Consider the following 21034-nt stretch of genomic DNA (forward strand, 5'->3'; position numbering starts at 1 on the left):
TTGGGATCAAGCATGATCCCGGGTGACAAAGGCAAACCCGGCAGGGCTGCGATGAGCAACCCTGTCAACTGGAGACAGACAGTGGAAAGAGCGGAAAAACGCGAATTCGTCACGGAGCTGAACGAAGTCTTCAAGGCTTCCGGTTCGGTTGTCGTGGCCCACTATGCTGGTGTCACAGTTGCGCAGATGAACGACTTCCGTTCGAAGATGCGCGCTGCTGGCGGCACCGTCAAAGTCGCGAAAAACCGCCTGGCCAAGATCGCTCTTCAGGGCACGGAGTCTGAAGGGATGACCAATCTCTTCAAGGGACAGACGCTGATCGCTTACAGCGCCGATCCCGTAACGGCTCCGAAGGTCGTCATGGATTTCGCCAAGACCAACGACAAGCTCGTTGTCCTGGGCGGCGCCATGGGGACAACCACGCTCAACCCGGAAGCAGTCAAGTCGCTCGCGACCCTGCCTTCGCTGGACGAGCTGCGCGCGAAGCTGCTGGGCCTTCTCAATGCCCCGGCAACCCGCGTCGCGACGGTTGTCGCAGCACCGGCAAGCCAGCTTGCCCGCGTGTTCTCGGCCTATGCCAAGAAGGACGAAGCCGCCTGAGGCGGAATTTCGCTGTTGTAATCAAAACCAGTTCGAACCGAACAAAAGGAAAAGTAAAATGGCTGATCTCGCAAAGATCGTTGAAGACCTCTCCTCGCTGACCGTCCTGGAAGCGGCTGAGCTTTCCAAGCTGCTCGAAGAAAAGTGGGGCGTTTCCGCCGCTGCTCCGGTAGCCGTTGCTGCCGTCGGCGGTGCTGCTGGCGGCGCTGCTGCCGCTGCAGAAGAAGAGAAGACCGAGTTCGACGTCATCCTGACGGATGCCGGCGCGAACAAGATCAACGTCATCAAGGAAGTCCGCGCCATCACCGGCCTCGGCCTCAAGGAAGCCAAGGACCTGGTCGAAGGCGCTCCGAAGGCTGTCAAGGAAGCAGTTTCCAAGGCTGAAGCTGCCGACCTCAAGAAGAAGCTCGAAGACGCTGGCGCCAAGGTTGACGTCAAGTAATTCGACGACATGCGAAGGGAGGGGGCCCTTTGGGCCGCCTCTCTTTGACCGTTTTTGGAACATATTACCCAAAAGCCTGTCGAAAACGGCTTTTGGGTAATGGGTTCTTCAAGAGGATGGTCGCGATTGAAGGACAGCACAGCAATCCGTGCTGGCGTCTTTCGAAAGCTTGACGAGATTGAACGACTCATTTGATCGACGGGATCGACTGGCCATCGGTTCCCGTCCGTTGCAGGCCCGGATGCAAGATTGACAAGGAGCGACGATGGCTCAGACCCTTTCGTTCAACGGTCGTAGGCGCGTACGCAAGTTTTTTGGAAAGATCCCCGAAGTCGCAGAGATGCCGAACCTCATCGAGGTCCAGAAGGCGTCCTACGACCAGTTCCTCATGGTCGAAGAGCCCGCAGGCGGGCGTCCCGACGAGGGACTTCAAGCTGTTTTCAAGTCGGTATTTCCGATCAAGGATTTTTCGGGCGCTTCGATGCTCGAATTCGTGTCCTACGAATTCGAACCGCCGAAGTTCGACGTCGAGGAATGCCGCCAGCGCGACCTGACCTATGCGGCACCGCTCAAGGTGACCCTGCGCCTGATCGTGTTCGATATCGACGAGGATACCGGCGCGAAGTCGATCAAGGACATCAAGGAACAGAACGTCTACATGGGCGACATGCCGCTCATGACGGACAACGGTACCTTCATCGTCAACGGCACCGAGCGCGTCATCGTTTCGCAGATGCACCGGTCGCCGGGCGTCTTCTTCGACCATGACAAGGGCAAGAGCCATTCGTCCGGCAAACTGCTCTTCGCCGCACGCGTCATTCCGTACCGCGGTTCCTGGCTCGACATCGAGTTTGACGCCAAGGACATCGTCCATGCCCGCATCGACCGCCGCCGCAAGATTCCGGTGACGTCGCTGATGATGGCACTCGGCATGGACGGCGAGGAAATCCTCGACACCTTCTATACGAAGTCGCTCTACCAGCGCGACGGCGATGGCTGGCGCGTGCCGTTCCAGCCGGATGCGCTCAAGGGCCAGAAGGCGCTTGCCGACATGATCGACGCCGACAGCGGCGAAGTCGTCGTCGAGGCCGGCAAGAAGCTGACGCCGCGCTTGCTGCGTCAATTGCAGGACAAGGGGCTGAAGGCGCTCAAGGCGACCGATGACGACCTTTACGGCAACTACCTCGCCGAAGACGTCGTCAACGTCGAAACCGGCGAAATCTACCTGGAAGCCGGCGACGAGATCGACGAGAAGACGCTTCCCGTCATCCTGGCGGCCGGGTTCGACGAGATTCCGGTCCTCGACATCGACCACATCAATGTCGGTGCCTATATCCGCAACACGCTGACCGCCGACAAGAACGAGAACCGGCAGGACGCGCTGTTTGACATCTATCGCGTCATGCGTCCGGGCGAGCCGCCGACCATGGATTCGGCCGAAGCCATGTTCAACGCGCTGTTCTTCGATGCCGAGCGCTACGACCTCTCGGCCGTGGGCCGCGTGAAGATGAACATGCGTCTCGACCTCGACGTGCCGGACACGGTCCGCACGCTGCGCAAGGAAGACATCCTCGCGGTCGTCAAGATGCTGGTCGAACTGCGTGACGGTAAGGGCGAGATCGACGACATCGACAACCTCGGCAACCGCCGCGTCCGCTCGGTCGGCGAGCTGATGGAGAACCAGTATCGCCTGGGTCTCCTGCGCATGGAGCGCGCGATCAAGGAGCGCATGTCCTCGATCGAGATCGACACCGTCATGCCGCAGGACCTGATCAACGCGAAGCCGGCCGCTGCCGCCGTTCGCGAGTTCTTCGGCTCCTCGCAGCTGTCGCAGTTCATGGACCAGGTGAACCCGCTCTCGGAAATCACCCACAAGCGCCGCCTTTCGGCTCTTGGCCCGGGTGGTCTGACCCGCGAGCGCGCCGGCTTCGAAGTCCGCGACGTGCATCCGACCCATTACGGCCGCATTTGCCCGATCGAGACGCCGGAAGGCCCGAACATCGGTCTGATCAACTCGCTCGCGACTTTTGCCCGCGTCAACAAGTACGGCTTCATCGAGAGTCCGTACCGCAAGATCGTCGATGGCAAGGTGACCGGGGACGTGGTCTACCTGTCGGCGATGGAAGAGGCAAAGTATCACGTCGCCCAGGCCAACTCGGTCCTGAACGACGACAATTCCTTCGCGGAAGAGTTCGTCGTCTGCCGTCACGCCGGCGAAGTCATGCTGGCGCCGCGCGACAACATCAACCTGATGGACGTTTCGCCGAAACAGCTCGTTTCGGTCGCCGCGGCGCTCATCCCGTTCCTTGAGAACGACGACGCCAACCGCGCGCTGATGGGCTCGAACATGCAGCGTCAGGCGGTTCCGCTGCTGAGAGCCGAGGCACCCTTCGTCGGCACCGGCATGGAGCCGGTCGTTGCCCGCGACTCGGGCGCGGCGATCGCCGCCCGCCGTGGCGGCGTCGTCGACCAGGTCGATGCGACGCGTATCGTTATCCGCGCCACCGAAGACCTCGATCCGTCGAAGTCGGGCGTCGATATCTACCGGCTGCAGAAGTTCCAGCGTTCCAACCAGAACACCTGCGTGAACCAGCGTCCGCTGGTCACCGTCGGCGACCTGGTCAACAAGGGCGACATCATCGCCGACGGCCCGTCGACCGATCTCGGAGATCTGGCGCTCGGCCGCAATGCGCTCGTCGCCTTCATGCCCTGGAACGGCTACAACTACGAAGACTCGATCCTGCTCTCCGAGCGGATCGTGCGCGATGACGTCTTCACCTCGATTCATATCGAGGAATTCGAAGTCATGGCCCGCGACACCAAGCTCGGTCCGGAAGAAATCACGCGCGACATTCCGAACGTATCGGAAGAAGCGCTGAAGAACCTGGACGAAGCCGGCATCGTCTATATCGGCGCCGAAGTTCAGCCGGGCGACATCCTGGTCGGCAAGATCACGCCGAAGGGCGAAAGCCCGATGACGCCGGAAGAAAAGCTTCTGCGCGCCATCTTCGGCGAAAAGGCCTCGGACGTCCGTGATACGTCGATGCGCATGCCGCCCGGCACCTTCGGCACGGTTGTCGAAGTTCGCGTCTTCAACCGGCACGGGGTCGAGAAGGACGAGCGCGCGATGGCGATCGAGCGCGAGGAGATCGAACGCCTCGCCAAGGACCGCGACGACGAGCAGGCGATCCTCGACCGCAACGTCTATGCACGCCTGATCGACATGCTGCGCGGCCATGTTGCCGTTGCCGGCCCGAAGGGCTTCAAGAAGGGCACCGAGCTTTCGAACGCCGTCATCAGCGAATATCCGCGCTCGCAGTGGTGGATGTTCGCCGTCGAGGACGAGAAGGCTCAGGGCGAGATCGAAGCGCTTCGCGCCCAGTACGACGAATCCAAGTCGCGTCTCGAACAGCGCTTCATGGACAAGGTCGAAAAGGTCCAGCGCGGCGACGAAATGCCTCCGGGCGTCATGAAGATGGTCAAGGTCTTCGTCGCCGTGAAGCGCAAGATCCAACCGGGCGACAAGATGGCCGGCCGTCACGGCAACAAGGGTGTCGTGTCGCGGATCGTGCCGATCGAGGACATGCCGTTCCTCGAAGATGGCACGCATGTCGACGTGGTGCTGAACCCGCTCGGCGTGCCGTCGCGCATGAACGTCGGCCAGATCCTCGAGACGCATCTGGGCTGGGCTTGCGCCGGCATGGGCAAGAAGATCGGCGCAATGCTCGAGGCCTATCACGAGAGCGGCGACATCAAGCCGTTGCGCCAGACGATCGACGACGTCATGGGCGCCGGTCCGAAGGGCGAGCCGATCAAGCAGTACGACGACGAGTCGATCGTCCGGCTGGCCGAGCAGACCCGCCGCGGCGTGTCGATTGCAACGCCGGTCTTCGACGGCGCGGTCGAGGCCGACGTCAACGAGATGTTGAACAAGGCCGGCCTGAAGGTGACCGGTCAGTCGACGCTCTATGACGGTCGTACCGGCGAGGCCTTCGACCGCCAGGTCACGGTTGGCTACATCTATATGCTGAAGCTCAACCACCTGGTGGACGACAAGATCCACGCCCGTTCGATCGGTCCGTACTCGCTCGTTACCCAGCAGCCGCTGGGCGGCAAGGCGCAGTTCGGCGGCCAGCGCTTCGGCGAAATGGAGGTTTGGGCGCTCGAAGCCTACGGCGCCGCCTACACGCTGCAGGAAATGCTGACGGTCAAGTCGGACGACGTGGCCGGCCGTACCAAGGTCTACGAGGCGATCGTCCGAGGCGACGATACGTTCGAGGCGGGCATTCCGGAGAGCTTCAACGTTCTCGTCAAGGAAATGCGCTCGCTCGGCCTCTCCGTTGAGTTGGAAAACTCGAAGGTTGAGGATCTCGGCACCGCGGCGCAGCTGCCGGACGCGGCGGAGTAAGTGATATCCGGTGCGTGCCGCAAAGCGGCGCGCACCGTTTCCGCCGCCGGGCGCTCGCTTGCCCCGCGGCAGGAACAGGGCCGCACCCGATGCGGTTTTAGCTGTTTATGGGGCAGGGGCCGGCGCCCGGGATTTGCCGGCACCCTCGCCAAGCTCAGGGCGTAAAGCCCGCAAAGGAGACAGGCATGAACCAAGAGGTCATGAATCTTTTCAATCCGCAGGTGCCTGCACAGACCTTCGATTCCATCCGGATTTCGATCGCGTCGCCGGAGAAGATTCTTTCCTGGTCTTACGGTGAGATCAAGAAGCCGGAGACGATCAACTACCGCACCTTCAAGCCCGAGCGCGACGGTCTGTTCTGCGCGCGCATCTTCGGTCCGATCAAGGACTACGAGTGCCTGTGCGGCAAGTACAAGCGCATGAAGTACAAGGGCATCATCTGCGAAAAGTGCGGCGTCGAAGTGACGCTGTCGCGCGTTCGCCGCGAGCGCATGGGCCATATCGAGCTCGCCGCGCCTGTTGCCCATATCTGGTTCCTGAAGTCGCTGCCGAGCCGCATCGCGACGTTGCTCGACATGACCCTGAAGGATATCGAGCGCGTCCTCTATTTCGAAAACTACATCGTCACCGAACCTGGCCTGACGTCGCTGAAGGAGAACCAGCTCCTCAGCGAAGAAGAGTACATGATCGCGGTCGACGAGTTCGGCGAAGACCAGTTCACCGCGATGATCGGCGCCGAAGCGATCTACGAGATGCTCGCTTCGATGAATCTCGAGAAGATCGCCGGTGATCTGCGCGCCGAAATGGCCGAGACGAGCTCGGATCTGAAGCAGAAAAAGCTGATGAAGCGGCTGAAGATCGTCGAGAACTTCATGGAGTCCGGCAACCGTCCGGAGTGGATGATCATGAAGGTCGTTCCGGTGATCCCGCCGGACCTGCGTCCGCTCGTGCCGCTCGACGGCGGCCGTTTCGCGACGTCGGATCTCAACGATCTCTACCGTCGCGTCATCAACCGCAACAACCGTCTGAAGCGGCTGATCGAACTGCGCGCACCGGGCATCATCATCCGCAACGAAAAGCGCATGCTGCAGGAATCCGTCGATGCGCTGTTCGACAACGGCCGTCGCGGCCGCGTCATCACCGGTGCCAACAAGCGTCCGCTGAAGTCGCTCTCCGACATGCTGAAGGGCAAGCAGGGCCGCTTCCGCCAGAACCTGCTTGGCAAGCGCGTCGACTATTCCGGCCGTTCGGTCATCGTGACCGGTCCGGAGCTCAAGCTGCACCAGTGCGGTCTTCCGAAGAAGATGGCGCTCGAACTCTTCAAGCCGTTCATCTACGCCCGCCTCGACGCCAAGGGCTTCTCCTCGACCGTCAAGCAGGCGAAGAAGCTGGTGGAAAAGGAAAAGCCGGAAGTCTGGGATATTCTCGACGAGGTCATCCGCGAGCATCCGGTTCTGCTGAACCGTGCGCCGACGCTGCACCGCCTGGGCATCCAGGCCTTCGAGCCGATCCTGGTCGAAGGCAAGGCGATCCAGCTGCACCCGCTCGTCTGCACCGCCTTCAACGCCGACTTCGACGGCGACCAGATGGCCGTTCACGTGCCGCTGTCGCTCGAAGCCCAGCTTGAAGCCCGCGTGCTGATGATGTCGACGAACAACATCCTGCATCCGGCAAACGGCGCACCGATCATTGTTCCGTCGCAGGACATGGTTCTCGGCCTCTACTATCTGTCGATCCTGAACCAGAACGAGCCGGGTGAAGGCATGGCCTTCTCCGACATGGGCGAACTGCACCATGCGCTGGAAACCAAGGCCGTCACGCTGCACGCCAAGATCCGCGGCCGCTACAAGACCGTCGATGCCGAGGGCAACCCGGTCTCGAAGATCTATGAAACGACGCCCGGTCGCATGATCATCGGCGAGCTCCTGCCGAAGAACCCGAACATTCCGTTCGAGATCTGCAACCAGGAGATGACCAAGAAGAATATTTCGAAGATGATCGACACGGTCTATCGCCATTGCGGCCAGAAGGACACGGTGATCTTCTGCGACCGGATCATGCAGCTCGGCTTCGCCCATGCCTGCCGCGCCGGCATTTCGTTCGGCAAGGACGACATGGTGATCCCGGACACCAAGGTGAAGATCGTCGGCGACACCGAAGCGCTCGTGAAGGAATACGAGCAGCAGTACAATGACGGCCTGATCACCCAGGGCGAGAAGTACAACAAGGTCGTCGACGCCTGGGGCAAGGCAACCGAAAAGGTCGCCGAAGAGATGATGGCGCGCATCAAGGCGGTCGAGTTTGACGACAATGGTCGCCAGAAGCCGATGAACTCGATCTACATGATGTCGCACTCGGGTGCTCGTGGTTCTCCGAACCAGATGCGCCAGCTGGGCGGCATGCGCGGCCTCATGGCCAAGCCGTCGGGCGAGATCATCGAAACGCCGATCATCTCGAACTTCAAGGAAGGCCTGACCGTGAACGAGTACTTCAACTCGACGCACGGTGCCCGTAAGGGTCTGGCGGACACCGCCTTGAAGACCGCGAACTCCGGTTACCTGACCCGCCGTCTCGTCGACGTCGCGCAGGACTGCATCGTCACGCATGTCGATTGCGGCACCGACAAGGGCCTGACCATGACGGCGATCGTCGATGCCGGCCAGGTCGTCGCCTCGCTCGGCCAGCGTATCCTCGGCCGTACGGCGCTCGACAACATCGACAACCCGGTCACCGGCGAACGCATCGTCGATGCCGGCAAGATGATCCTCGAGGCCGATGTTGCCACGATCGAGAAGGCCGGCATTCAGTCCGTCCGCATTCGCTCGGCGCTGACCTGCGAGATCCAGACCGGCGTCTGCGGCGTCTGCTACGGCCGTGACCTCGCCCGCGGTACGCCCGTCAACATGGGTGAAGCGGTCGGTGTCATTGCGGCGCAGTCGATCGGTGAGCCGGGCACGCAGCTGACCATGCGTACCTTCCACCTCGGCGGTACGGCGACCGTGGTCGACCAGTCGTTCCTCGAAGCGTCCTACGAAGGCACGGTCCAGATCAAGAACCGCAACATGCTGCGCAATTCCGATGGCGTCCTCGTCGCCATGGGCCGCAACATGGCGATCCAGATCCTCGACGAACGCGGTGTCGAGCGCTCCTCGCAGCGCGTTGCCTACGGTTCGAAGATCTTCGTCGACGACGGCGACAAGGTGAAGCGCGGCCAGCGTTTCGCCGAGTGGGACCCCTACACCCGTCCGATGATGACGGAAGTGGAAGGTACCGTTCACTTCGAAGACGTCGTCGACGGCATCTCGGTTCTGGAATCGACGGACGAATCGACCGGCATCACCAAGCGCCAGGTTATCGACTGGCGTTCGACGCCGCGCGGCACGGACCTGAAGCCGGCGATCGTAATCAAGGACAAGAACGGCAGCATTGCCAAGCTCGCCCGCGGCGGCGAAGCCCGCTTCATGCTGTCGGTCGATGCGATCCTCTCGGTCGAGCCGGGCCAGAAGGTCAGCCAGGGTGACGTTCTCGCCCGTTCGCCGCTCGAAAGCGCCAAGACCAAGGACATCACCGGTGGTCTGCCGCGCGTTGCCGAGCTCTTCGAGGCACGCCGTCCGAAGGATCACGCCATCATCGCCGAGATCGATGGCACGGTTCGCTTCGGCCGCGACTACAAGAACAAGCGTCGCGTGCTGATCGAGCCGGCCGAAGACGGTGTCGAGCCGGTCGAGTACCTGATCCCGAAGGGCAAGCCCTTCCATCTTCAGGATGGCGACTACATCGAAAAGGGCGACTACATCCTCGACGGCAACCCGGCGCCGCACGACATCCTGGCGATCAAGGGCGTGGAAGCGCTGGCCTCCTACCTCGTCAACGAGATCCAGGAAGTCTATCGCCTGCAGGGCGTTGTCATTAACGACAAGCACATCGAGGTGATCGTCCGGCAGATGCTGCAGAAGGTCGAAATCACCGACGCCGGTGACTCGAGCTACATCGTCGGCGACAATGTCGACCGCATCGAGCTCGAGGACGTCAACGACGCGCTGCTTGCCGAAGGCAAGAAGCCGGCCTTCGGCGAGCCGGTGCTGCTCGGCATCACCAAGGCATCGCTGCAGACGCCGTCCTTCATCTCGGCCGCGTCGTTCCAGGAGACCACTAAGGTGCTCACGGAAGCGGCGGTTGCCGGCAAGACGGACAGCCTGCAGGGCCTCAAGGAAAACGTCATTGTCGGTCGCCTCATCCCGGCCGGCACCGGTGGCACGATGACGCAGATCCGCCGCATCGCCACGGCGCGCGACGAGTTGATCCTCGAAGAGCGCCGCAAGGGTACGGGCGCCGATGCGGCGACGCCGATGCTCGCCGACATGGCGAACGAAAACGCTGCGGCCGAATGATCGGAAAGGAGAGGGTGCGTGCCACCCTCTCTCTTCCCCAAATTCAAAGCCGCCCGGACCAGGTCCCGGGCGGCTTTCTCGTCTCACCTCGTCGGAATTCGGTCAGCCGAAGCGGATGATCGACACCTCGCCCTCGAGCGCGCCCTGGTAGGCGGACGCATGCGGCTCCTCGTCGGGAATGTCGGTAAGCGTGCCGATCTGATCGAGATCCGCCTGGAAGAATCCTTCCTCCGCAAGCGCATTCAGCGCTTCCCGCACGGCGGTGTCGTCATCCGGCGCCCGGAGCATCACGTGAATTTCCACGCCCGCTTCGTCGCGATCGTTCTCGTAGGCGCGGCCGATGATGACGAAGACCAGCGGCTCTTCGGGTGAATTGTCGTTGTCGGGCATGATGGGCATCGGAAGGTCCTCGTTCGGATTGCGGGTAACCTTAACCCGGTTTCCCCGCCTCGCGAAAGAAATAGGAGAGAGCCTTCTTCTTGAGAAGCCGAATTTCGCCGGGCTGCAAGACGTCTGGAGAATCGGGCTGACTCACGGTTCGTGGAAACGCCGATTGGTGTTACCGATTCTTTAACGACAGAGACCAAGGCGATGTTCAATGCGCCACGGACCTGCCCGGGAAGCGGGATGCGCGCCGCAAAGCCTTGTTTTTCAGGCATATCAGGGCTGCAAGAGCGAGAATATTTGTTAATTGCCCTTGACGGATCGACCTGAAATCAGTACACCCCGCCGCATCAGAGCCCATGTGAGGCTGGCTGGTTCGGAACGTCGCGTTCTGGAGTTCGCCTCAAACAAGGTTCAAACGCACGCTGAAGACACAATGCTGCACGCAAGACGCGCGAGATAGCGCGTCCTCTGCTTTTGTCGGGGCCATCTGCGAAAAGGCGGATCGGCCCTCGTTTTGCGCATTTCATAGGCGTTCGGTACCGATCCGCCCGAGAGGGTAACGAGACAAGTTTTTGCAAGGGATGGTTACATGCCTACCGTAAACCAGCTGATCCGCAAGCCGCGTCAGGCACAGGTAAAGCGCAACAAGGTTCCTGCTCTGCAGGAAAACCCGCAGAAGCGCGGCGTTTGCACCCGCGTCTACACGACGACCCCGAAGAAGCCGAACTCGGCTCTGCGTAAGGTTGCAAAGATCCGCCTGACGAACGGCTTCGAGGTGATCGGCTACATTCCCGGGGAAGGCCACAATCTTCAGGAGCACTCCGTGGTTATGATCCGCGGCGGCCGCGTGAAGGACCTTCCGGGTGTTCGTTACCACATCATCCGCGGCGTTCTCGATACGCAGGGTGTGAAGAACCGCAAGCAGCGTCGTTCGAAGTACGGCGCCAAGCGTCCGAAATAACATCGCAACCGGCGCCATTTCGCTGGTCACCAGATAAAAAGTTGAGAGACGAAAAGTATGTCCCGACGCCATAGAGCAGAAAAGCGTGAGATCAACCCGGATCCGAAGTTCGGTGATCTGGTCGTCACGAAATTTATGAACGCAATCATGTTGGACGGCAAGAAGTCCGTTGCAGAAAGCATCGTCTATGGTGCCTTCGAAGCGGTGCAGTCGAAGCTGAAGCAGGAGCCGATCGCCGTGTTCCATTCGGCTCTCGACAACATTGCTCCGCATGTTGAAGTGCGTTCGCGCCGCGTCGGTGGTGCTACCTATCAGGTGCCGGTCGATGTACGTCCGGAGCGTCGCCAGGCCCTCGCCATCCGCTGGCTGATCGCGGCCGCACGCAAGCGCAACGAAACGACCATGGTCGATCGCCTCTGCGGCGAACTCATGGACGCAGCAAACAACCGTGGCAGCGCCGTCAAGAAGCGCGAAGACACGCACAAGATGGCCGATGCCAACCGTGCGTTCTCGCACTACCGCTGGTAACGGCAACACGTCTCGAAAGGCAGTCACCCATGGCTCGCGAATATAAAATCGAAGACTACCGAAATTTCGGTATCATGGCGCATATCGACGCCGGCAAGACGACGACGACCGAGCGTATCCTTTACTACACCGGCAAGTCCCACAAGATCGGCGAAGTCCATGACGGCGCCGCAACGATGGACTGGATGGAGCAGGAGCAGGAGCGCGGCATTACGATCACGTCTGCAGCCACCACGACCTTCTGGAAGGGCCGTGACGGCAAGATGCGCCGCTTCAACATCATCGACACTCCCGGCCACGTCGACTTCACCATCGAAGTCGAGCGCTCGCTGCGCGTTCTCGACGGCGCCATTGCGCTTCTCGATGCCAACGCCGGCGTCGAGCCGCAGACGGAGACCGTCTGGCGTCAGGCCGAGAAGTACCATGTTCCGCGCATGATCTTCTGCAACAAGATGGACAAGACCGGCGCTGACTTCTACCGCTCCGTCGAGATGATCAAGACCCGTCTCGGCGCGACCGCTGTTGTCATGCAGCTGCCGATCGGCGCCGAAAGCGAATTCAAGGGTGTTGTCGACCTGATCGAAATGAACGCCCTCGTCTGGCGCGACGAATCGCTCGGCGCCCAGTGGGACGTCGTCGAAATCCCGGCCGACATGAAGGAAAAGGCTGAAGAATACCGCGAGAAGCTGATCGAGACGGTTGTCGAGATCGACGAAGCGGCTATGGAAGCCTATCTGGAGGGCACCTATCCGGACAACGACAAGATCCGTGAACTGGTTCGCCGCGGCACCATCGACGTGAAGTTCCATCCGATGTTCTGCGGCACGGCCTTCAAGAACAAGGGCGTTCAGCCGCTGCTCGACGCCGTCGTCGACTACTTGCCGTCGCCCATCGACATTCCCGCGATCAAGGGCATCGACGTCAAGACCGAGGGCGAAATCACACGTAAGGCCGACGACAACGAGCCGCTGTCGATGCTGGCCTTCAAGATCATGAACGACCCCTTCGTCGGTTCGCTTACCTTTGCCCGCATCTATTCCGGCAAGCTCGAAAAGGGCACGTCGGTGATGAACACGGTCAAGGAAAAGCGCGAGCGCGTCGGCCGCATGCTGCAGATGCACTCCAACTCGCGTGAAGACATCGAAGAAGCCTTTGCCGGCGACATCGTTGCTCTGGCTGGCCTCAAGGAAACCACCACCGGCGATACGCTCTGCGATCCGCTGAAGCCGGTTATCCTCGAGCGCATGGAATTCCCGGAGCCGGTCATCCAGATCGCCATCGAGCCGAAGACCAAGGGCGACCAGGAAAAGATGGGCCTCGCTCTCAACCGCCTGGCTGCCGAAGACCCGTCCTTCCGCGTCAAGACCGACGAGGAATCCGGCCAGACGATCATTGCCGGCATGGGCGAGCTTCACCTCGACATCATCGTCGACCGCATGCGTCGCGAGTTCAAGGTCGAAGCATCGGTCGGTGCTCCGCAGGTTGCCTACCGCGAAACCATCACGCGTCAGCACGAAGAAGACTACACGCACAAGAAGCAGTCCGGTGGTACCGGCCAGTTCGCCCGCGTCAAGCTCGTCTTCGAACCGAACCCGGAAGGCGAGGACTTCGTCTTCGAATCCAAGATCGTCGGCGGTGCGGTTCCGAAGGAATACATCCCGGGCGTTCAGAAGGGCATCGAAAGCGTCCTGTCGTCGGGCCCGCTTGCCGGCTTCCCGATGCTGGGCGTCAAGGCGACCCTCATCGACGGCGCGTTCCACGATGTCGACTCGTCGGTCCTGGCGTTCGAAATCGCTTCGCGTGCCTGCTTCCGTGAGGCTGCGAAGAAGGCCGGTGCTCAGCTCCTCGAGCCGATCATGAAGGTCGAGGTCGTGACGCCCGAAGATTACGTCGGCGACGTAATCGGCGACCTGAACTCTCGCCGTGGCCAGATCCAGGGTCAGGAATCGCGCGGCGTCGCCGTGGTGATCAATGCCCATGTGCCGCTCGCGAACATGTTCAAGTACGTCGACAACCTGCGCTCGATGTCGCAGGGCCGCGCTCAGTACACGATGCTGTTCGATCACTACGCGCCGGTTCCGTCGAACGTCGCGCAGGAAATCCAGGCGAAGTATTCCGGCCAGAAGTGACCGCAATACCCCCGCGCTGAAACAGAATGAAAAGATTTCCCCTCTAAGGGACAAGAAACGGAGAGCCGAAAATGGCAAAGAGCAAATTCGAGCGCAACAAGCCGCACGTCAACATTGGCACGATTGGCCACGTTGACCATGGCAAGACGTCGCTGACTGCAGCGATCACCAAGTACTTCGGCGAATTCAAGGCGTATGACCAGATCGACGCTGCGCCGGAAGAGAAGGCGCGTGGCATCACCATTTCGACGGCGCACGTCGAATACGAGACGCCGGCCCGCCACTATGCGCACGTCGACTGCCCCGGCCACGCCGACTACGTCAAGAACATGATCACCGGTGCGGCGCAGATGGACGGCGCGATCCTGGTCGTGTCCGCCGCCGACGGCCCGATGCCGCAGACCCGCGAGCACATCCTGCTCGCCCGCCAGGTCGGCGTTCCGGCGATCGTCGTGTTCCTGAACAAGGTCGACCAGGTCGACGACGCCGAGCTTCTCGAGCTCGTCGAGCTGGAAGTGCGCGAACTCTTGTCGTCCTACGAATTCCCGGGCGACGACATTCCGATCATCAAGGGTTCGGCGCTTGCCGCTCTCGAAGACTCCGACAAGAAGATCGGCGAAGACGCGATCCGCGAGCTGATGGCTGCTGTCGACGCCTACATCCCGACGCCGGAGCGTCCGATCGACCAGCCGTTCCTGATGCCGATCGAAGACGTGTTCTCGATCTCCGGCCGCGGCACGGTCGTGACCGGCCGCGTCGAGCGCGGCATCGTCAAGGTCGGTGAGGAAATCGAGATCGTCGGCATCCGTCCGACGACGAAGACGACCTGCACGGGCGTTGAAATGTTCCGCAAGCTGCTCGACCAGGGCCAGGCCGGCGACAACATCGGCGCGCTGCTGCGCGGTGTCGACCGCAACGGCGTCGAGCGCGGTCAGGTTCTGTGCAAGCCGGGTTCGGTCAAGCCGCACCGCAAGTTCAAGGCCGAAGCCTACATCCTGACGAAGGAAGAAGGCGGCCGTCATACGCCGTTCTTCACCAACTACCGCCCGCAGTTCTACTTCCGCACCACGGACGTGACGGGCATCGTGACGCTGCCGGAAGGCACGGAAATGGTGATGCCGGGCGACAACGTGACGGTCGACGTCGAGCTGATCGTGCCGATCGCCATGGAAGAGAAGCTGCGCTTCGCTATCCGTGAAGGCGGCCGCACCGTCGGCGCCGGCATCGTCGCCTCCATCGTCGAGTAACGACAAAACGGCTTGAGCCGTTTCGGCAGGGACATGGTCGCCCGTGTCCCTGCGATTTTTGAAAGAAGCGGCTAAGTGAACGAATTCAGAAGTTTGAGTGTGTGCCGTCGAAAGGCACACGGGAAACACGAGCAAGGACAAGTCGAATGAACGGCCAGAATATCCGCATCCGCCTCAAGGCGTTTGATCACCGGATCCTCGATGCCTCCACGCGCGAAATCGTGTCGACGGCCAAGCGCACCGGTGCGAGTGTGCGCGGGCCCGTGCCGCTTCCGACCCGGATTGAGAAATTCACGGTCAACCGGTCGCCGCACGTCGACAAGAAGAGCCGCGAACAGTTCGAGATGCGCACGCACAAGCGTCTTCTCGATATCGTTGATCCGACCCCGCAGACGGTTGATGCGCTGATGAAGCTCGATCTGGCCGCCGGCGTCGACGTCGAGATCAAGCTTTAAGAATCCCGGCGCAAGCCGAAATAACAAGGAAGGTACGTGGAGTTTCTCCAACGGCTTCCAGGAACAGGAAACCGGAAGGTGCGGATGCACCGGACGGGAACCCTTAACAAGAGGCGTGAACCGATGCGTTCAGGTGTGATTGCACAGAAAGTGGGAATGACCCGCGTCTACAACGACGCCGGCGAGCATATCCCGGTAACAGTTTTGCGGCTGGAGAACTGCCAGGTAGTGGCCCACCGCACCGAAGAAAAGAACGGCTATACCGCAGTTCAGCTGGGTGCCGGCCGTTCCAAGGTGAAGAACACGACGAAGGCTCTGCGCGGCCATTTCGCCGCTGCGAGCGTCGAGCCGAAGGCGAAGCTCGTCGAATTCCGCGTCACCGCTGACAACCTGATCGACATTGGCGCCGAACTGACGGCCGGCCATTTCGTCGCTGGGCAGCTGGTCGACGTCACCGGTACCACGATCGGTAAGGGTTTCGCCGGCGCCATCAAGCGTCATAACTTCGGCGGTCTGCGCGCCACGCACGGTGTATCGGTATCGCACCGCTCGCATGGTTCGACCGGTTCCAACCAGGATCCGGGCCGCGTCTGGAAGGGCAAGCGCATGGCTGGTCACATGGGCCAGACGCGCGTCACCACGCAGAACCTCGAAGTCGTATCGACCGACGAAGATCGCGGCCTGATCCTGGTCAAGGGCGCCGTCCCCGGCTCCAAGGGCGCATGGATCGTCGTTCGCGACGCAATCAAGTCGGGCACTCCGGAAGGCGCACCGCGCCCGGCCGCTGTGCGCGCCGCAGAACAGAAGTAAGGGAGCCGAATAATGGATCTCACCGTCAAAACCCTCGAGGGCAAGGACGCGGGAAAGGTTTCCCTTTCTGACGCCATTTTCGGCCTCGAACCCCGTGAAGACATCATCGCCCGCGTCGTCCGCTGGCAGCTCGCCAAGCGCCAGCAGGGCACGCACAAGGCCAAGGGCCGCGCCGAAGTCGCGCGCACCGGCGCCAAGATGTACAAGCAGAAGGGTACGGGCCGCGCCCGCCACCACTCCGCACGTGCTCCGCAGTTCCGCGGCGGTGGCAAGGCTCACGGCCCGGTCGTGCGCAGCCATGAGCACGACCTGCCGAAGAAGGTCCGGGCGCTCGGCCTGCGCCACGCACTGTCGGCCAAGCTCAAGGCAGAAGAGATCATCGTCCTCGACGATCTCGTCGCCAACGAAGCAAAGACGAAGGCGCTCGCCGGCGCATTCGCCTCGCTTGGCCTGACCAACGCTCTGATCATCGGCGGCGCCGAGATCGAGAACAACTTCAAGCTCGCAGCCCAGAACATCCCGAATGTGGACGTTCTGCCGGTCCAGGGCATCAACGTTTACGACATTCTGCGCCGTGGCAAGCTGGTGCTTTCCAAGGCTGCTGTGGAAGCTCTGGAGGAGCGGTTCAAATGACGGATCTTCGCCACTACGACGTGATCGTGTCTCCCTCGATCACCGAAAAGTCGACGCTGGTTTCCGAACAGAACCAGGTCGTCTTCAACGTCGCCAAGGGCGCTTCGAAGCCTGAGATCAAGGCTGCAGTCGAAGCCCTGTTCGGCGTCAAGGTCACGGCCGTCAACACGCTCGTCCGCAAGGGTAAGCTGAAGCGCTTCCGCGGTTTCGCCGGAAAGCAGAAGGACGTCAAGAAGGCGATCATCACGCTCGCCGAAGGTCAGTCCATCGACGTCTCGACCGGTCTCTAACGGATAGGCCCATTAGGGTAAAAACCCAAAAGGGAACAAGAAAATGGCATTGAAAAGTTTCAATCCGACGACGCCGAGCCAGCGCCAGCTGGTCATCGTGGACCGCGCCGGCCTCTACAAGGGCAAGCCGGTCAAGGCGCTGACCGAGGGCCTGTCCTCCAAGGGGGGTCGCAACAACCTGGGCCGCATCACCGTCCGCTTCCAGGGCGGCGGTCACAAGCGGTCCTACCGCCTTGTCGACTTTAAGCGTCGCAAGTTCGACGTCGAGGGCACGGTCGAGCGTCTGGAATACGACCCGAACCGCACCGCCTTCATCGCGCTCGTCAACTACGCCGACGGCGAACAGGCCTATATCCTGGCGCCGCAGCGTCTTGCCGCCGGCGACAAGGTCATCGCTTCGGACAAGGCTGTCGACGTCAAGCCCGGCAACACCATGCCGCTGCAGTTCATTCCGGTCGGCTCCATCATCCACAATGTGGAAATGAAGCCGGGCAAGGGCGGTCAGATCGCCCGCTCCGCCGGAACCTACGCGCAGCTCGTCGGCCGCGACCAGGGCATGGCGATCCTTCGCCTGAACTCGGGCGAACAGCGCCTGGTGCACGGCTCTTGCCTTGCATCGATCGGTGCTGTATCGAACCCCGATCACGGCAACATCAATGACGGTAAGGCTGGCCGTTCGCGTTGGCGCGGCAAGCGCCCGCACGTACGCGGCGTCGTCATGAACCCGGTTGACCACCCGCACGGCGGTGGTGAAGGCCGTACCTCGGGTGGCCGTCACCCGGTTACCCCGTGGGGCAAGCCCACGAAGGGCAAGCGTACGCGCTCCAACAAGTCGACCGACAAGTTCATCATGCGCTCGCGGCACCAGAAGAAGAAGTAAGAGAGGAAGTCTCGAATGACTCGTTCAGTATGGAAAGGTCCGTTCGTTGACGGCTATCTTCTCAAGAAGGCTGAGAAGGTCCGCGAAGGCGGTCGTAACGAAGTGATCAAGATTTGGAGCCGCCGCTCCACGATCCTTCCGCAGTTTGTCGGCCTTACCTTCGGCGTCTACAACGGCAGCAAGCACGTCCCGGTCAGCGTCAACGAAGACATGGTCGGACACAAGTTTGGTGAATTCTCTCCGACCCGGACCTACTACGGTCATGGTGCGGACAAGAAGGCAAAGAGGAAGTAACAATGGGCAAGGCAAAAGCCGAACGCCGGCTGAAGGATAATGAGGCGCAGGCCATTGCGCGCACGATCCGCGTCAGCCCCCAGAAGCTCAACCTCGTTGCCGCGCTGATCCGCGGCAAGAAGGTCGACCGCGCTCTGGCCGAACTCGAATTCTCCCGCAAGCGCATCGCAGGCACCGTCAAGAAGACGCTTGAATCCGCGATCGCGAATGCCGAGAACAACCACGACCTCGACGTTGATTCGCTCATCGTCGCGGAAGCTTACGTTGGCAAGTCGATCGTGATGAAGCGCTTCCACGCCCGTGGTCGCGGTCGTGCATCGCGCGTCGAAAAGCCGTTCTCGCACTTGACGATCGTTGTTCGTGAAGTGGAAGCCAAAGGGGAGGCCGCATAATGGGCCAGAAGATTAATCCGATCGGTTTCCGTCTCGGCATCAACCGGACCTGGGACAGCCGTTGGTTCGCGGACAACGCCGAATATGGCCAGCTCCTGCACGAAGACCTGAAGATCCGCGCCTATCTCATGGAAGAGCTGAAGGCCGCCGGTATCGCCAAGGTCGTGATCGAGCGTCCGCACAAGAAGTGCCGCGTGACGATCCACTCGGCTCGTCCGGGTCTGATCATCGGCAAGAAGGGCGCCGACATCGAAAAGCTGCGCAAGAAGCTTTCCGAGATGACCAATTCGGAAACGCACCTCAACATCGTCGAAGTGCGGAAGCCCGAAGTCGACGCAACGCTGGTCGCCCAATCGATCGCCCAGCAGCTCGAGCGCCGCGTGGCTTTCCGCCGCGCGATGAAGCGCGCCGTTCAGTCGGCGATGCGCCTCGGCGCCGAAGGCATCAAGATCACCTGCGCCGGCCGCCTCGGCGGGGCGGAAATCGCTCGTACCGAATGGTATCGCGAAGGCCGCGTTCCGCTGCACACGCTGCGCGCCGACATCGACTACGGCACGGCAGAAGCCGAAACCGCTTTCGGTATCTGCGGCGTCAAGGTCTGGATCTTCAAGGGTGAAATCCTCGAGCACGATCCGATGGCTTCCGAGCGCCGTGCAAGCGAGAGTGACAACCAGGGCGGTGGCGGTCGCGACCGTCGTCGTGAAAACGCGTAACATTCGCGCGTGGCAGCCAATATCGGAGAAGTAAAAAAATGTTGCAGCCAAAGCGTACGAAGTATCGCAAGCAGTTCAAGGGCCGCATCAAGGGCGTAGCCAAGGGCGGTTCTGATCTTGCCTTCGGCGAATTCGGCCTCAAGGCTCAGGAGCCGAACCGCGTCAATGCGCGCGAGATCGAAGCGGCCCGCCGCGCGATCACCCGCCACATGAAGCGCGCCGGCCGGGTCTGGATCCGCGTGTTCCCGGACGTGCCGGTCACCGCCAAGCCGACCGAAGTCCGCATGGGTAAGGGTAAGGGTTCGGTTGAATACTGGGCATGCAAGGTCAAGCCCGGCCGTATGATGTTCGAGATCGATGGTGTCAACGAAGAACTCGCCCGTGAGGCACTTCGTCTTGGCGCTGCCAAGCTCTCTGTCAAGACGCGCTTCGTGCAGCGTATCGCAGAGTAAGGAGTGAAGCTCATGAAAGCCGCAGATGTTCGCGCTCTGAGCGCCGATCAGCTCAAGGAAGAGCTCGCCAAGCTGAAGAAGGAGCAGTTCAACCTGCGCTTCCAGAAGGCTACCGGCCAGCTCGAGAAGTCTTCGCGTATTGACGAAGTCCGCAAGGACATCGCACGCATCAAAACCATTGCCCGCCAGAAGGCGGCAGAAGCCAAGGCCTAAGGACCACAAAAAATGCCGAAACGCATTCTGCAGGGCACCGTCGTCAGCGACAAGAACGACAAGACCGTCGTCGTCAGGGTCGAGCGCCGCTTTGCGCACCCGATCCTCCAGAAGACCGTTCGTCGTTCCAAGAAGTACAAGGCTCACGACGAGAACAACCAGTACAAGGTCGGTGACGTCGTTTCCATCGAGGAATGCGCGCCGATTTCGAAGGACAAGCGCTGGACGGTCGTCTCCGCCCAGGCTTGATTTCTGCAGGTTTTGCCCGTCAGACCCTTGCGTCCCAGGCAAATATCTGTATGAAGCACGCAATTGAAGCAGAGGAACGCTCGAGTTCGGGCGTTCTTTTGCTTTGAGATAAGCACAATAAGCCGGGCGAGGGGGTTTCGACCCAACCGGCCTGGTAACAACAAGAAGGCGACCTGACATGATTCAGATGCAAACAAACCTCGAGGTGGCGGATAATTCCGGCGCACGTCGTGTCATGTGCATCAAGGTGCTGGGCGGCTCCAAGCGCAAATACGCGTCGATCGGCGACATCATCGTCGTTTCGATCAAGGAAGCCATTCCGCGCGGCCGCGTGAAGAAGGGTGATGTCATGAAGGCAGTTGTCGTTCGCACCGCGAAGGACATCCGCCGTCCGGATGGCAGCGTCATCCGCTTCGACACCAACGCAGCCGTTCTTATCGATAACAAGAAAGAGCCGATCGGCACCCGTATCTTCGGACCGGTTCCGCGCGAACTTCGCGCCAAGAACCACATGAAGATCATCTCGCTGGCTCCGGAAGTACTCTAAGGGAGCGTTGAGA

At 61.1% G+C, this 21034-nt stretch carries 21 protein-coding genes; 20 read left to right on the plus strand and 1 reads right to left on the minus strand.

Translation table 11 applies throughout. The features are described 5' to 3' along the window. The first annotated feature begins 81 nt into the window (after positions 1 to 81). The 4 genes from rplJ (at position 82) to rpoC (ending at position 9841) form a co-directional block, all read left to right on the plus strand. On the plus strand, positions 82 to 600 hold the full coding sequence (gene rplJ, locus SS05631_RS05205; RefSeq protein ID WP_037427189.1) for a 50S ribosomal protein L10: 519 nt from the start codon (positions 82 to 84) through the stop codon (positions 598 to 600). Positions 601 to 658: 58 nt separating this feature from the next. Beyond that, on the plus strand, positions 659 to 1042 hold the full coding sequence (gene rplL, locus SS05631_RS05210) for a 50S ribosomal protein L7/L12 (RefSeq protein WP_037382910.1): 384 nt from the start codon (positions 659 to 661) through the stop codon (positions 1040 to 1042). 265 nt (positions 1043 to 1307) lie between these two features. Next, entirely contained in the window at positions 1308 to 5450 is a 4143-nt protein-coding gene (rpoB, locus tag SS05631_RS05215; RefSeq protein WP_037427193.1) for a DNA-directed RNA polymerase subunit beta, read from the plus strand. A 185-nt stretch (positions 5451 to 5635) separates the two neighbouring features. Further along, positions 5636 to 9841 (plus strand): DNA-directed RNA polymerase subunit beta', encoded by a 4206-nt coding sequence (rpoC, locus tag SS05631_RS05220; protein WP_037427195.1) that lies wholly within the window; start codon positions 5636 to 5638, stop codon positions 9839 to 9841. 102 nt (positions 9842 to 9943) lie between these two features. Here rpoC and SS05631_RS05225 read toward each other — a convergent pair whose 3' ends face one another. Further along, positions 9944 to 10240, minus strand: a complete 297-nt coding sequence (locus SS05631_RS05225) for a hypothetical protein (protein WP_037427197.1) — start codon at positions 10238 to 10240, stop codon at positions 9944 to 9946. A gap of 577 nt (positions 10241 to 10817) precedes the next feature. Between SS05631_RS05225 and rpsL the strand changes: the two genes are divergently transcribed. From rpsL to rplN, 16 genes are all read left to right on the plus strand, one after another. Further along, complete coding sequence (gene rpsL, locus SS05631_RS05230) at positions 10818 to 11189, plus strand: 30S ribosomal protein S12 (protein WP_003507760.1); 372 nt, start codon at positions 10818 to 10820, stop codon at positions 11187 to 11189. Between the two features lie 57 nt (positions 11190 to 11246). Continuing rightward, positions 11247 to 11717 carry a 30S ribosomal protein S7 gene (gene rpsG / locus SS05631_RS05235; RefSeq protein ID WP_026612436.1) on the plus strand — a complete coding sequence of 157 codons (471 nt, stop codon included), beginning with the start codon at positions 11247 to 11249 and terminating at the stop codon, positions 11715 to 11717. 29 nt (positions 11718 to 11746) lie between these two features. Then, entirely contained in the window at positions 11747 to 13846 is a 2100-nt protein-coding gene (gene fusA / locus SS05631_RS05240; protein ID WP_037427200.1) for an elongation factor G, read from the plus strand. Positions 13847 to 13917: 71 nt separating this feature from the next. Further along, a complete protein-coding gene (tuf, locus tag SS05631_RS05245; protein WP_095677935.1) occupies positions 13918 to 15093 on the plus strand; it encodes an elongation factor Tu in 1176 nt (391 codons plus the stop codon). Between the two features lie 146 nt (positions 15094 to 15239). Further along, entirely contained in the window at positions 15240 to 15548 is a 309-nt protein-coding gene (gene rpsJ, locus SS05631_RS05250) for a 30S ribosomal protein S10 (RefSeq protein WP_003507767.1), read from the plus strand. 123 nt (positions 15549 to 15671) lie between these two features. Beyond that, positions 15672 to 16358: a 50S ribosomal protein L3 gene (rplC, locus tag SS05631_RS05255; protein WP_037383028.1), complete on the plus strand. Its 687-nt coding sequence runs from the start codon at positions 15672 to 15674 to the stop codon at positions 16356 to 16358. A 12-nt stretch (positions 16359 to 16370) separates the two neighbouring features. After that, positions 16371 to 16991, plus strand: a complete 621-nt coding sequence (gene rplD, locus SS05631_RS05260; RefSeq protein ID WP_037383029.1) for a 50S ribosomal protein L4 — start codon at positions 16371 to 16373, stop codon at positions 16989 to 16991. Further along, positions 16988 to 17281 carry a 50S ribosomal protein L23 gene (locus tag SS05631_RS05265; protein WP_012707756.1) on the plus strand — a complete coding sequence of 98 codons (294 nt, stop codon included), beginning with the start codon at positions 16988 to 16990 and terminating at the stop codon, positions 17279 to 17281. The genes rplD and SS05631_RS05265 overlap by 4 nt, the downstream gene beginning before the upstream one ends. A 43-nt stretch (positions 17282 to 17324) precedes the next feature. Further along, the gene (rplB, locus tag SS05631_RS05270) at positions 17325 to 18161 is read left to right on the plus strand and encodes a 50S ribosomal protein L2 (RefSeq protein ID WP_018239487.1); all 837 of its coding nucleotides are present in this window, start codon (positions 17325 to 17327) and stop codon (positions 18159 to 18161) included. Between the two features lie 15 nt (positions 18162 to 18176). Continuing rightward, the gene (gene rpsS, locus SS05631_RS05275; RefSeq protein WP_018239488.1) at positions 18177 to 18455 is read left to right on the plus strand and encodes a 30S ribosomal protein S19; all 279 of its coding nucleotides are present in this window, start codon (positions 18177 to 18179) and stop codon (positions 18453 to 18455) included. A 2-nt stretch (positions 18456 to 18457) separates the two neighbouring features. After that, the gene (gene rplV / locus SS05631_RS05280; RefSeq protein WP_012707758.1) at positions 18458 to 18847 is read left to right on the plus strand and encodes a 50S ribosomal protein L22; all 390 of its coding nucleotides are present in this window, start codon (positions 18458 to 18460) and stop codon (positions 18845 to 18847) included. After that, the gene (gene rpsC / locus SS05631_RS05285; protein WP_037426884.1) at positions 18847 to 19560 is read left to right on the plus strand and encodes a 30S ribosomal protein S3; all 714 of its coding nucleotides are present in this window, start codon (positions 18847 to 18849) and stop codon (positions 19558 to 19560) included. The genes rplV and rpsC overlap by 1 nt, the downstream gene beginning before the upstream one ends. A gap of 38 nt (positions 19561 to 19598) precedes the next feature. Next, entirely contained in the window at positions 19599 to 20012 is a 414-nt protein-coding gene (rplP, locus tag SS05631_RS05290) for a 50S ribosomal protein L16 (protein ID WP_003536531.1), read from the plus strand. 12 nt (positions 20013 to 20024) lie between these two features. After that, on the plus strand, positions 20025 to 20225 hold the full coding sequence (rpmC, locus tag SS05631_RS05295; protein ID WP_011975176.1) for a 50S ribosomal protein L29: 201 nt from the start codon (positions 20025 to 20027) through the stop codon (positions 20223 to 20225). Between the two features lie 12 nt (positions 20226 to 20237). Beyond that, positions 20238 to 20474 (plus strand): 30S ribosomal protein S17, encoded by a 237-nt coding sequence (gene rpsQ / locus SS05631_RS05300; RefSeq protein WP_018239490.1) that lies wholly within the window; start codon positions 20238 to 20240, stop codon positions 20472 to 20474. Positions 20475 to 20652: 178 nt separating this feature from the next. Beyond that, positions 20653 to 21021, plus strand: a complete 369-nt coding sequence (gene rplN, locus SS05631_RS05305; RefSeq protein WP_037426895.1) for a 50S ribosomal protein L14 — start codon at positions 20653 to 20655, stop codon at positions 21019 to 21021. The last annotated feature ends 13 nt before the right edge of the window (positions 21022 to 21034 follow it).

The sequence above is a fragment of the Sinorhizobium sp. CCBAU 05631 genome (assembly GCF_002288505.1).
In the GTDB taxonomy this organism is placed as follows: Bacteria; Pseudomonadota; Alphaproteobacteria; order Rhizobiales; family Rhizobiaceae; genus Sinorhizobium; species Sinorhizobium fredii_C.